Here is a 13018-nt window from a genome sequence, read left to right on the forward strand (position 1 = left end):
TTATATACCGTCAATTGTTTTCGTGTCTCCCCTCCTATCTAATCTTAATGAGCTTTTTTAAACGTTGACTTTATTCTATATAATTGAAAAAAAAGTATTCGCCAGCATTAATAAATAAACCCGTAATTAATGTAAATTAGCGTATTGCAATTTCTCCTGAAAAAAGGATTACTGACCATGATATTGTAAGCTGGATGTATCCATATTAAATAAGACATGAAGATTTTTAAACGATTTCTATTTACGGCATTGATCAACCTTGGAATATCAATGCAAGTCATTGCTCAGGTAACAACACTTCAAGTAGACTCGCTTATGAAGTCCGCATTGGCCGAGTTAGAGGTAGCGGGTGCAGCCATCGCAATTGTCAAAGATGGAAAAGTAGTCATTCAAAAAGGATATGGAACCCGCGATATAGATGCACCATCCCCTGTTAATGAGTATACTAACTTTCAGATAGCCAGTACGTCCAAAGCTTTTACCGTGGCCGCATTGGCAATTTTGGTTGAAGAGGGAAAAGTTACCTGGGAGGATAAAGTAAAGGATCATATACCTGAGTTTAAGATGTACAACGATTATGTCACCGAAAACATGAATATTGCTGATCTGTTGACTCATCGCAGTGGACTTGGACTTGGTGTTGGCGATCTCATGTTCTTTCCGGATGGGGGAGATTTCGATGCAAAGGATGTCGTAAAAGTTTTCCAATATTTTAAACCCGTTTCCGCATTTCGGACTCAATTTGACTACGATAATTTACTTTATATTGTCGCTGGAGAGGTAATCCATCGCGTGAGCGGACAACCTTTCGGAACGTTTGTCGAAAAACGTATTCTAATGCCTTTGGGGATGAATCGTTCAAAAGTGGATAAAAAGGCTATGCTGAAAGATGAGAATACTGCTGGCCCGCATAGCTTGATAGCCAATAAAGTGAAAAGGATAAATTTTTTCGAAAACAGTGAATCCGCAGCAGCAGGGGGAATCTACTCAAATGTTGCCGACATGACCAAGTGGATGTCTGTTCAATTGAATCGAGGAAAATACGGACGTAATCTAGATTCAGCCTTATTCTCTGCAGCCAATAGCAAACGGATGTGGACAATCCATACACCATTGAGTGCAGAGGAATCAAAACGCTATAAATCACATTTCTTAGGTTATGGGCTCGGTTGGTTTCTTACGGATAAAAATGGTTGTATGGTTGTTTCACATTCTGGATATGTACCAGGAATGCATTCTGAAGTGATATTGGTGCCAGATCTGAACTTGGGTATTACTATACTAAATAATTCAGATCATTCAGGAGGGGCACTCAATCATGCTGTAACAAACGCTATTTTGGATAAGTATTTGGGCTTAAGTGAACTGAAATGGGTCGACATGGGTGTCAATTTCCTTGCGCAAAACAAAGGTAAGGATGATGAGGCAACAACAAAAGTATGGGCGAAGGTAGATTCGCTAAAAAAACAGAAGGTTGATATTCAGAAATATATTGGTTCCTATTCTGATCGCTGGTTTGGTGAAGTACAAGTCTATCTAAAAGATAAGGAACTTCGGATCCGCAGTGTTCGATCACCCAAATTAAATGGTGCAATGCATTTGTACGAGAAGGATATTTTCGCTATCCGATGGGATTATCAGGACATGAACTGTGATGCACTTGCGACCTTCACTTTAAATAAAGAAGGAAAGGCCGAAAGCATCAAAATGAAGGGAATTTCCCCCAATATTGATTTTAGCTTTGATTTTCAGGACTTGGATCTTCGTCGTAAACCTTAAATAACAGAATAGGACAATTTGTTTACCTAAGAAATAGAATTAAAACTGTCCAAATTTTACATTTAGATGCAACGAAGGCGGACGGATTTTAATTATAATTACTATTCAGTGTTTGGTTAAGTTCTAATGGCGTAATACGGCTGTATCATGGATATCAAATGATTTGATAAGTCCAGACCCCTGAAAGGAAACTCGGACACCAACAATCTTTCCGATTCCAGTAAGAAACAATCCCTGATAGGCGAGTTTGTCATTCAGCTCTATCTTAATCTTCCCCGCATTGGATATGCATTTGACTGATACAGGTGAAGAGAAGTCGACTCCAAAAGCAGATAGATTGTTGGTAGCTCCTTCCAATAATTGCTCCCCAATCCACAATTGGAGTTCTCCGACACAGCCTGGTTTGGAGAGTGGAATCATAATTATTCCATCTGTTCCTAAGAGTGTTATTCCGCTTTGTTGACAAGGCACATTAAGTTGTCGATATGTATTCTGAATGGCCAGGGATAAAGTGAAATTTTTACTGTCGATATTCCATCCCCTGGAAACCTGTGTTAATACAAATTCTGGTATTTCGGAATTGTAGTTATTGGTATTTTGTGGTAAATCCTGTTGCTTCAGACCCTGCCAGTCTCCATGATCAATCATTTCCTTGGGCAGATATATTGGGACAGGTTCCTTCGTTATGAATCCCATCCAATCTTCGGATTCTATAAAAATATCATGCTCTTTAACAATCGAGTCATTGAGGACCAATTTTGCCCGGTAATATCCCGGACGGTAATAGGTACTGGCATGTTCGTGACGGTTTTTATCAACTTTTACCCTTCTTTTTGAATCCCAGTTTTGTTGAATAAAGACACTGTCTGCATTGGAATGGCTTGCATCGTACTCGAATATGACTGTATTGGGTACCCCTGTTGTTACAGGTTTACTACTAAAGCTGATTTTACGATAGGATAATTCATTCCTTGATTTTCCTCGAAATCTATTGACCCCTATCAGAAATCCTGTTAATATTAGCAGGATAAGACAGCCATATACTATTTTAGCACGAGGTCTTCTCTTGCGCTCTTCTTTATTGTTTTGATCAGTGATTGGGATGGAAGATATCAGTGAGCGCCAATTCGAGAATCCCGAAAATTTGGCTAAAGCATCTAATGTGCTTAAATTGGGATTGCTATTGTATTGTACCTTTCCCCAGATTCTTTTGAGGGTGCTTGTGCTGAGGACAACATTGGTTTCCTTATAAATCAATTCACTCAGGTTATCAAAATCCTGCGATTGCCAACCTGCGCTACTTCCCCACCCGACTTTTTCTTCGATGAGTTCCTTGCATTTGTTTATATGGTGTTGATTTTCAGTCATATTTAATCAAGATTAAACTTGCACAGATTTGAACAAGCCATGAATTCAGGATATATCCATTGCGAACTATCTTTATCAAAGTATATTTTGCAATGCCTAATATAAACATCAAATCTTTTAACAATATGATTAAATTTAAAATTACATGCTGCTTGTGTTTACTCTTTTCTTTGCTGTCTATAGCATCAGGACAGGAGCCCGTCAAAACAAATTTATCTTTGGATAATTTATATCCGGTCAACAGGACGGTGACCATAGAAAAGGACAGTACAGGAACACCTGTCTTACATATTAATGGTCGGCCCAATGCTGGTATCGCATGGATAAAAGATAGTTCTTTTAAAAATGGTTATATCGAATTCGATGTCAGAGGAAAAGACCTGTTGCAACAGAGCTTTGTGGGGATAGCATTTCACGGAGTTAATGATACAACTTATGAAGCCGTATATTTCCGGCCATTTAATTTTTATGCAACGGATCCGATAAGAAAGAAGCATGCGGTACAATATATCGCGCTACCGACCAATGACTGGCCCCATCTGAGAGAGCAATTTCCAGACAAATACGAAGCGCCCATAACATCTGTGATGGATCCTAACGATTGGTTTCATGTAAAGCTCCTTGTAGTCGGACAAACGATCAAAATTTATTTTAATTCGGATACTACCCCAGTACTTGAAGTTCAATCTTTACATGGAAAATCCGATGGAAAAGTGGGATTTTGGACGGGACATACATCGGATGGTGACTTTAAAAATCTAACTATTACTGCTAAAAATTAAAAGTATGAAGCTGTTGACACAAGGGCTAATCTCATAAAAACTACCTTCTTGTTACTTAATTCAGAAGATTTATTCCGTAAATTTGTCCTGGAGGCAACAAGCTTATGGAAAATAAGAAGATTTCGATATTGTATGTTGACGACGAGGAAAATAATCTATTTTCCTTTAAAGCGACATTCCGGTTAAAATATAAGGTGTTTACGGCTATAAATGGCGCCGAAGCAATAGAACTTGTCAAAAACAACCCCATTGATATCATTATCACGGACCAGCGGATGCCAGAAATGACGGGTGTGGAGTTTTTGGAAGAAATCATAAAAATTGATGCGGCTCCAATGCGCATCCTTTTAACAGGGTATGCCGATATGGCTGCAGTGGTCGATGCTGTCAATAAAGGGAAGATATTTCATTACCTCAATAAACCCTGGAGTGAGAAAGAGCTCGATCAAACAATTCAACGCGCTTATGAAGTGTATACTGAGCGGCAAAAAATAATTGAAACAAATGCGCTGCTAGAAACCTCTAATGATCAATTGGAATTTATGCTACGTCAGAAGCTGCTATCCTAAAAAATCAGTTTTTAGGATAGCAGATCTTATTTGCTCGGTATCCTAACCGTAAATGTTGTTCCTGTATTTGGTGGCGATTGCACATCGATTGCCCCCTGTAGCTTAAGTAGGGCGTTCTGTACATTATATAAGCCAAATCCCATTCCTTTGGCCTGATCACTGCCTCTAAAGAATAACTTGAAAATATCACCGATATGTTCGGGAGAAATTCCAATACCATTATCACTCACGACAATAGTAGCATGTTTGTCAGATACATCGACCGATAATTTGACAAATGGATTCGTCTGCTCTTTTTGCTGATATTTAAAAGCATTGGATAGTAGATTGTGCAAGATTAATTCCAGTATGGCTTTATCACAATGAAATGGCTCTTTCTGCTCCACATGAATATCAAATGTTACATCCTTATTTTGTGTGTACATTTTATAGAATTGTCTAACATTGCCGAAAAGTTCATCAAAATTAATTTCAGAGAGCATGAGCTCACCTCTCCGCAACAGATAGTAGTCCCTTAGACTATCAATGTAGGCATCCAGACTGACCAAGGAACTATCCATCAAGGTAAGCAACTCGTGGATGCGGTCTATGTTGTTAAATTCTAGTCCTAGTTTTACCGCAGAGAGTACGCCAGTTAAGGGATCACGTAAATCATGGCTCACACTATATGCAAACTTATCGAGCTCATCGTATGCTTTCTGCAATTCTTGGTTCTTTGTCTCCAATAATGAATTTGCGACATAAAATTTATTCGCCTCTTCGATCGCAGAGATAATTTCTTCACGCATCCAGGGTTTGCGAACGAACCGAAATATATGCCCCTTATTGATCGCATCTATAACCGTATCCATGTCTGCATAGGCGGTCAATAGAATACGGATTGGCTTAGGATAATCTTTTTTGATGCGGTGGAGAAAATCTATTCCCAGTTCCCCAGGCATACGCTGATCACAAAAGATCACACGGATATCCGGGTTGGAAAGAAGTATTTTTTCGGCTTCGGCAGTATTTGATGCGGTATGAATGACATAGTCGTATCTAAAATTTGCTTTAAAACCAACCAAGTTATTTGCTTCATCATCAATATATAATATTTCAATCTCCGTCTGCATAATTTTTATAATCTGGTTTTTTTCCAAAATGAACGAAATTAATGATAATTTATCGAATTCATTGGGTTTACTTTGGCATCAATTTGTTTGTTGTACAGGAATGTGTAATGTAAAAGCTGTTCCCTCTCCTATTTCTGATTCTACAATAATCTTACCATGATGTTTTGCAATAGTATTATAGGCAATAGACATGCCTAGTCCTGTTCCTTCACCTACATCTTTTGTCGTAAAAAAGGGTTCAAAAATTCGGTCTCGAATGTTTTCTGGGATGCCGATACCGTTGTCTGCTATTTTAACATAAATAGCGGATTGATCAGCTGTAAGCCCCGTTTCAATACTTAGTTTCCCTCCACTTTTCCCACCGAATTTTTTGCCTATGGCATACACTGCGTTAGTGATAATATTCAGAAATACCTGATTCAGTTTTCCGGCATGGCATTCGATCTTTGGTAGATTTGCAAGATGTTTTTCTACCTCTATCGAATTGTTTATTACGTTGTTAAGTATTATCATGGTGGACATCAGGCCTTCATTGATATCCGCAAATTTTAAGGTGTCTTCGTCGACACGAGAAAAGATACGTAAACTTTTTACAATTTCTGCTGTTCGATGAGCACCTTCGTCCATTCCTTTCAATAGATAATCTACTTCGGTCTTCAGATATCCAATATCCAAATCATCTTTAAATTTTTTGATCTGTGACTGTTTTTCACTATCGGAAAGGCCCGTAGTAAATGCAATACGCTCAACTTCGTCCAGTGTTTCCCAGATCATATTGATGTCGCGCTTTAGTGGGGCGACATTGGAAGTGACAAAGTTGATCGGGTTATTTATCTCATGAGCTACTCCTGCAGTCAATTGCCCTAAAGAAGCCATTTTTTCGGCTTCGACAAGCTGTGACTGGGCTTCTTTCAGATGTGCCAATGTTATTTGTAGCGACTCATTGGATTCTTTTAGTTCATGTGTCCGTTCATCTACCTTTTGTTCTAACACCGTATTCTGCTCACGGATAAGTTGCTCATTTTCCAGAGAGATAGCCAATTCTCGTTGTTGGGACTCTTCTTTTTCCTGTTTAAGTATATTGATACTGTATGCCAGACCAAAAGAAAGTAAAGCCATTTCGATAACTGAGGCAATTTGTACCGAATTGCTCGTAAAGTTGTTATAGTCTAATATCCCATAGTCTTTTAATAAAAATACTACGGATCCCAATAATAGAACAGTCCAGCCATAGACAAAGTATTTCGCCGGCCTATATCCGCTGATCATGATGCGGTAGGATAAATAGAGGACAAATAATGAACCTATACCAGTGGTCACTTGCATCACAAAAAATGCGGGCTGTGTCCGATTGAACAATGCGAGGATGGTACCAAGGGCAAATAATATGATAAAGATCGTGATTATCCGTTTTGATCGAGGAGCATTCTTCTCTAATTGGAGAAATGAACCTGCGAAGAGAAGGGCGTTAAGTCCAGACAAACAGCCGAAAATAATCGGACCTTTGGTCGCAAAATAAGGCCAGTTAGGCCATAAATATTGAAAACTATAGCCTTTGATACCCATTTGAGTGATCCCTGCACAAACAACATATAGGACATAATAGAGGTAGCCCTTGTCCCGAACAGAAAAAAACAGAAAAAGGTTGTATATCGCCATAATGAATACGATACCAATATAAATACCACTAAGGAGGCTATCGCTATTCATCTGCGCCATAAATTTGCGTTCGCTACTTAAGTAGATCGGCAATATAATTTGCTCGATACTTTTAATGCGGAGAAAAAAGGTCTTTTCCGACTGACAGTGCAGATGAATGTCAAACACATAATTGGGAACTTTATATTTTCTGATCGAAAAATTCTGATGTTCTCCCAGTTTAATGGATTGATATGTGCCATTCTCATTAGGACTATATAGTTCAATCTCATCCAGCAATGGATAGGCGATTTCCAGAAGAAGATCTAAATCTTGTTTGGTATTATTTTTAACAGGTAGACGCAACCAGATGGCATTGGGCGATGTCCCTAGGTTAGGCACCTCACTGTTCAGCGATTGAAAGGTCGATGATGATGAAACTGTTGAAAAATCTGAGGTTTCGGGGCCTGTATAGCGCTCGAGCATATGACCAATCAGCAACCGTTGCCCAGATTGATCAATAGTGAGCTGGGCACGTGATGGTAGGCTTGCGAGAATAAAAATACAGATCAGGAAAAACCAGCACTTCATCTTTAGGATACTATTTTTTTGCTTGTGCGATTACTAAATTCATGGAGACTAAAAAGCAGCCCGATTCATCCAATTGGTTTAATGTGAGCTGAAAATTGTCGTATTCGGTTTGACTTAATTTACCTTTTTCAAACATTTCCAACAGTATCTTGTCCAGAAATAAATAACGGTTGGCTTCTTCTCTGGAGCTTGTAACCATATTGAATGTTTGTAGTTGAACCTGTTGAAATCCATTTGCAAGGAGATCAGCCGTTAGCTTATTGCCTGCCCAACCATTATTGACCTTCTCTTCGGTCAAGTAATGACATATCTTGGCCTCTATCTCAACATGTTGTGTGTAGAAAGTCAGGCTATTCCAGATTGTCTCCACAATGACCAACGGTTGCTCTTTGCGCAATATGCGATAGACCTCCTGAAACATGTTTTGTGGAGCTGTTAGATGCTGAACAAGACGTTCCATCCGTATGCCTGAAACGCTTTCATTCTCGAAACCGAGCTGATACACCTCGCCCTGTACGAAATTGACGTTGCTGAGGTCCTTACTGCCTGACTTGGCATGATCAATCAATGTAGCATCATGGTCAATGCCAATGACCTGTACATTGCTGCCTAACATATTTGCAAGGTTAACAGCGTCCATCCCGGTACCGCAGCCCAAATCGGCAACGAGCCCTTCTTTGATGGTGTTAAAAGGGCTATAGGAATGTATTTTTAGTTGCTTGAGAAAGTCTCCGGTATCCTGTAAATAACCGGCGCTATAGTGTTTAGTATCCATTACAAAATATTTAGATTACGATGATCTACTTGGAGATCTGCCGATGTATGGTTCAAATTTTTTATGACTTCGTCGAGATCCCAACGATCTAAATTGGGAATATCTATTTGATAGTGAATTTCAATCTCTTTATTTCGCAAGGTTTCTATCCTGACAATATTGGAATTGTTTCGGAGCGAAAATATTGCCTCCTTGTTTTCTTGATCAGCTTCGGTTAATGTGTCCAGATTTCTCATGATCATAACCGTTGCCAATAAATCCAATTTGGGATAGTAAAAAGTCCCATTGTTACCAACGCTGGTATCTCTTCGATAACCGACGCTCTCGGCCAGTTTTACTGTATATGGAGCGCATAGTGCAAACAGTGACTTGATCCCGATCTGTGTACTGATTGCTGCTCCCGCCCTTGTAAGGAAGATACTGCCGATGCCATATCCCGCGATCTCACGGGAATTCCATAGGCCACAGCCTTCTCCCGTACCATGTAGTGCGTAGTCGTAAACTAAATCGTAGACACGTGCATCCATAGCACCAGTAGCCTGTTCTATCGGTAGTGGCTCACTTCCTCCGGCGGCATGTATCCGAACACCTCCATATACCTTCTCACCATCAAGTGACTCTACAATAAGTACAAATGATGCCGGATTATACATCCAGTCATTTTTGGATGAAGTAACTTTCTTGACACCTATTGCTGTCAAGACATGGGCGTGCCCTTCTATAAAACGTTCACAGGTCTTAGGATCGTCGATAGCACGAAATGCTCTCAGTCTAACTACCGGACGTCCATCGTTGAATAATAATGCCACCGAAATGCTTTAATTTATCGTTGAAACACAAAACTAATCAATAAAAAGCAAAGCTGTTTATTGGTTTATCAAATAAACAGCTTTATGATCTGCCTTTTACAAAAAGAGTATCGGTTCTGTCTTTGACTGTTCAGTGAGAAATTTTTGGAGGGGGGTAGCAGCAGCGTAAGCTCTCTAAGTGAATTACCAAAACAACGAGTACGTCTGCCATGGCACATCTTCGATAGGGTTGGGTTGGGTTTTTCGGGACATAGGTTTCGTAAAACGGCGTGTTGTAATTGTGAAAATTAGCTTGAAAATCTCTGCGCGACTGAAAAGTACGATATGAAATGATGAAATTTTAGTAAATTGTCGCTGATTATGATCAATTTAACTTTATGGTTAAGGCAGGGGCAGCAAGTCATTCCGGGGATATTTTCACTTCGGACATCGCTGCGTTATGCTTTTTTGCTGGGAGTATCCTGTTATCTTTTTTTAATTATTTTTCAACCTTTTGGAACTTACAATTTCGAAGATTCTAGCAAGTACCTACTATTAGCCGGCTATGGAGGTATTTTCGCTTTTTCTTACCTATTAATTTCTGCCTTCCTGTCCAATGGGAAGGAATGGACGGTAAGAAAAGAATACCTACGTATGCTGTTGGTGTATATATCAGCTTCAATGTTGAATTTTTTATACAATAGTAGTATTGTTAGTCAGGTACCCATGCAATGGATTAACTTGCTATATATGGGGCTTTATACCCTATCACTCTATGTGCCAATTGGGCTGATCTATTTTTTAACAATCACATATACGAATAGGGCTAAAACGACTGTGCCCGTCGCGAACTCAGCTTCTCTGAAATCAGCACCTTCGGTTTCGGTACAGGCGAGCTTATCTGAACAATCCAACAACATCTCCCAAAATCCCACTTCTCCGAGACCGAAGTGTTTAACGGATCAGTTTACTGTTATTTCCGAATATAATACTATTGTTAGTCTTCCTAATGGGAGTCAAAGGATAGATTTTGGGAGGCAAGATTTTATATTTGCCAAATCCATGGATAATTATTGCATAGTCTATTTTTACGAAGGTAAAAAGGTGAAAAAGGAGATCGTGCGTATTACGCTAGGGAAGCTAGCCGAGCTGCTGACGGGTGCAAACATCCACCGCTGCCATAGATCATATCTGGTTAACCTTGATAAGGTACTGAGCAAAGAGGGCAATGCGCAAGGATTTGTATTGCGTTTCGGAGATATGGACGAGTATGCTTTGGTATCCCGTTCGATGCTTCATTCGGTAAAATCCTACTTACTGAACTAATCTTGTTTAATTAATTCTAAGGTGCTGTTTACCATCCGTCCCTAATCTTTGCCATTCGCCACTTATTTTTGTCTGTTGTTGAACTGAAATTTAGTTTTGTCCCAAAAAGTTATGAATCGTACAAATTTCAATTTATTTGTTTTGTTTTTGTTTTTCGGAATCTATTTTGTTTTGGATCAATTATTCTTTGCAAAAGTTCAGACCAAAATGACCACCCTCCTTCACAACAGAACCTTGGGTCATATGTCAACCTATGCACTTAGCTTACCCCCCCTGCTCATAGGAGCGTTTTTACTTCGCCCAAAAGATCAGGATACCATGGTTTCTAAATTTGGTTTAAATGGATCATTCCTATTGGGGCTATCTATCAGCGGGTTGGAAACACTCCCGATGTTTATCGGGTATGCATTTAAGTTTTCTTTAATCGAGCAGCCCGAATTCAATTCTTTGATGATTAATACCCTCTCTGCGGGATTGTTTGAAGAGCTTATCTTTAGGGCTTACTTTTTTGGTCTAGTTTATCGGTACACTCGCTTGGGTTTTATTCCTGCTATTCTGTCAACTTCGTTCGTATTTGCCTTATTGCATCTATATCAAAGTCAAGATCCGATGGAATTGGCGCTCATTTTTACGACAACATTTTTAGGATCGGTATTGTTTGCCTGGTTGTATACCGAGTGGAAGTTTAATCTCTGGGTTCCGATTGCTTTACATATCTTGATGAATCTGGCTTGGATGCTCTTTGATGTCGATGATAACGCCGCAGGGAACTGGTACGCGAATATCTTCCGCTTTTTGACGATTGCGATTGTTATTACATACACAGTAATTAGGGCAAAAAGAGTGTATGGCGGTCTTCAGGTAAATCGAAAGACACTTTGGCGAAAATGCTAGATTTATTGTGGATGAAAAAGACCATAATTACGATAGCCGCTACTCAAATAGCGATGAATTTAGCTTGTTGGCTTTTTGATATTTATATTGGGAGGTAAGAACCCCTGAATACCAGTATTTTTTTTGGCACAGGAATCGCTATCTTCACCCTTATGAAAAGACTGCTATTTTTACTCCTGTGTATACTAGTCGGTGGGACTATTTCCATGGGAATCTCAGGCTGTGGTGACGGAGCGAAAAAGACGGATACCCAAAAGGGAGATTCTACTCAGGTGGATTCGGTTACGGTCAAGAATACTGCCGTAACGGAGAAATTTCCTCCATTGCCGATCAACTATGATCAGACAAAGGTATTGAAAAACCTCTATGTGATTGACCGTGCTGGTGTGGTGTTGCGTCAGGGGGCGGACGAAAGTGCTCCGACACTTGGAAAGTATCCTTATGGTACAAAACTGGATGTAATCGGTGAGGAAGGAGAGTGGATTGCTGTGATGGATCGTGTTCAACGGGATTATAAAGGGGCTAACGGTGAAGCTAATGATGTAACACGATGGGAAAAAGTATATGTGGCCAAATCTAAATTGGGCAAGCAGGATAAAATCACAATATCGCCCAAGGATTTAAATATCATTGTCTCACAGACGGTGAACGGAAAAGAAAGCTATTACGAAAAAGGGCATCCATTGGATAAATATCTTCTTGTGGAATTAATAGATGAACAGACTTTTTTAGCGGCCCGAAATACGGCAAAAAATTATATGATCAAGGATACACTGTCCTATACTAAAAACGGCAAGATCCTGGAGTTGCCGCTAGAAAATGGGAAAAAGCTGACTTTTACAGATAAAGATATTGACAATGAGTTGGAATCTATGTATTCGTACATGGGGCATTACGATTTCCTGAATGCCTTTGCTGTTGCGGGAAACTATTGGGAAAGTGCTGATGTACGCCTTTTTGACCGAAAGGACGGTCATCTTATCGTGGAATGTGGTGATTATCCATTCTTTTCTGCTGACAAAAAATACTTGATGGCTTTCCATGCTGATCCCTATGAATCGACAGGTGACCTGCAACTCTTCCACGTGAAACAAGGGAAAGTAATACCGATGATTTCGGTAAGTTTTAAAGAATGGATGCCGACGTGGAAAGAGGAACTGCTATTTTGGGGTAAAGATGGACATATATATACCGCGGCAAACCATATAAATGGTTATTGGGGAGAAGAAGGTGCCCTGAGTGAAAGGTCTCAATTTATCAGAATTAAGCTGCTTGAACATTAAAATAAGGTCATTTTCCGAATTAATTTGATGGTATAAAGCTGTGTTGGAACTATTTTCTGTTTTAAGTAAAACTATTCCAGAGCGCGCCTGTTGTATTCCATAAAATAGATTAT

At 39.5% G+C, this 13018-nt stretch carries 11 protein-coding genes; 6 read left to right on the forward strand and 5 right to left on the reverse strand.

What is annotated here, in order from left to right:
* The first annotated feature begins 216 nt into the window (after positions 1 to 216).
* Positions 217 to 1779 (forward strand): serine hydrolase, encoded by a 1563-nt coding sequence (locus OGI71_RS20270; RefSeq protein WP_282251495.1) that lies wholly within the window; start codon positions 217 to 219, stop codon positions 1777 to 1779.
* Positions 1780 to 1902: 123 nt separating this feature from the next.
* On the opposite strand, the gene OGI71_RS20275 is transcribed toward OGI71_RS20270, so the two are convergent.
* The gene (locus tag OGI71_RS20275) at positions 1903 to 3147 is read right to left on the reverse strand and encodes a hypothetical protein (protein ID WP_282251496.1); all 1245 of its coding nucleotides are present in this window, start codon (positions 3145 to 3147) and stop codon (positions 1903 to 1905) included.
* Positions 3148 to 3365: 218 nt separating this feature from the next.
* On the opposite strand from OGI71_RS20275, the gene OGI71_RS20280 reads away from it, so the two are divergent.
* Positions 3366 to 3929, forward strand: a complete 564-nt coding sequence (locus OGI71_RS20280; protein ID WP_282251497.1) for a hypothetical protein — start codon at positions 3366 to 3368, stop codon at positions 3927 to 3929.
* A 104-nt stretch (positions 3930 to 4033) separates the two neighbouring features.
* Positions 4034 to 4498: a response regulator gene (locus OGI71_RS20285; RefSeq protein WP_282251498.1), complete on the forward strand. Its 465-nt coding sequence runs from the start codon at positions 4034 to 4036 to the stop codon at positions 4496 to 4498.
* A 26-nt stretch (positions 4499 to 4524) separates the two neighbouring features.
* Here OGI71_RS20285 and OGI71_RS20290 read toward each other — a convergent pair whose 3' ends face one another.
* The 4 genes from OGI71_RS20290 to OGI71_RS20305 form a co-directional block, all read right to left on the reverse strand.
* Positions 4525 to 5610, reverse strand: coding sequence for a hybrid sensor histidine kinase/response regulator (locus OGI71_RS20290; RefSeq protein ID WP_282251500.1), 1086 nt, complete (start codon positions 5608 to 5610; stop codon positions 4525 to 4527).
* A gap of 78 nt (positions 5611 to 5688) precedes the next feature.
* Complete coding sequence (locus OGI71_RS20295; RefSeq protein ID WP_282251502.1) at positions 5689 to 7839, reverse strand: 7TM diverse intracellular signaling domain-containing protein; 2151 nt, start codon at positions 7837 to 7839, stop codon at positions 5689 to 5691.
* A gap of 10 nt (positions 7840 to 7849) precedes the next feature.
* Positions 7850 to 8614 carry a methyltransferase domain-containing protein gene (locus OGI71_RS20300; RefSeq protein WP_282251504.1) on the reverse strand — a complete coding sequence of 255 codons (765 nt, stop codon included), beginning with the start codon at positions 8612 to 8614 and terminating at the stop codon, positions 7850 to 7852.
* On the reverse strand, positions 8614 to 9423 hold the full coding sequence (locus tag OGI71_RS20305; RefSeq protein WP_282251505.1) for a hypothetical protein: 810 nt from the start codon (positions 9421 to 9423) through the stop codon (positions 8614 to 8616). The genes OGI71_RS20300 and OGI71_RS20305 overlap by 1 nt, the downstream gene beginning before the upstream one ends.
* Before the next feature lie 360 nt (positions 9424 to 9783).
* On the opposite strand from OGI71_RS20305, the gene OGI71_RS20310 reads away from it, so the two are divergent.
* From OGI71_RS20310 to OGI71_RS20320, 3 genes are all read left to right on the forward strand, one after another.
* A complete protein-coding gene (locus tag OGI71_RS20310; protein WP_282251506.1) occupies positions 9784 to 10728 on the forward strand; it encodes a LytTR family DNA-binding domain-containing protein in 945 nt (314 codons plus the stop codon).
* Positions 10729 to 10839: 111 nt separating this feature from the next.
* Positions 10840 to 11622, forward strand: a complete 783-nt coding sequence (locus OGI71_RS20315) for a CPBP family intramembrane glutamic endopeptidase (RefSeq protein WP_282251507.1) — start codon at positions 10840 to 10842, stop codon at positions 11620 to 11622.
* A 152-nt stretch (positions 11623 to 11774) separates the two neighbouring features.
* Entirely contained in the window at positions 11775 to 12905 is a 1131-nt protein-coding gene (locus tag OGI71_RS20320) for an SH3 domain-containing protein (RefSeq protein WP_282251508.1), read from the forward strand.
* Positions 12906 to 13018 lie beyond the last annotated feature (113 nt).

Source organism: Sphingobacterium sp. ML3W (assembly GCF_029542085.1).
Taxonomy (GTDB): Bacteria; Bacteroidota; Bacteroidia; order Sphingobacteriales; family Sphingobacteriaceae; genus Sphingobacterium.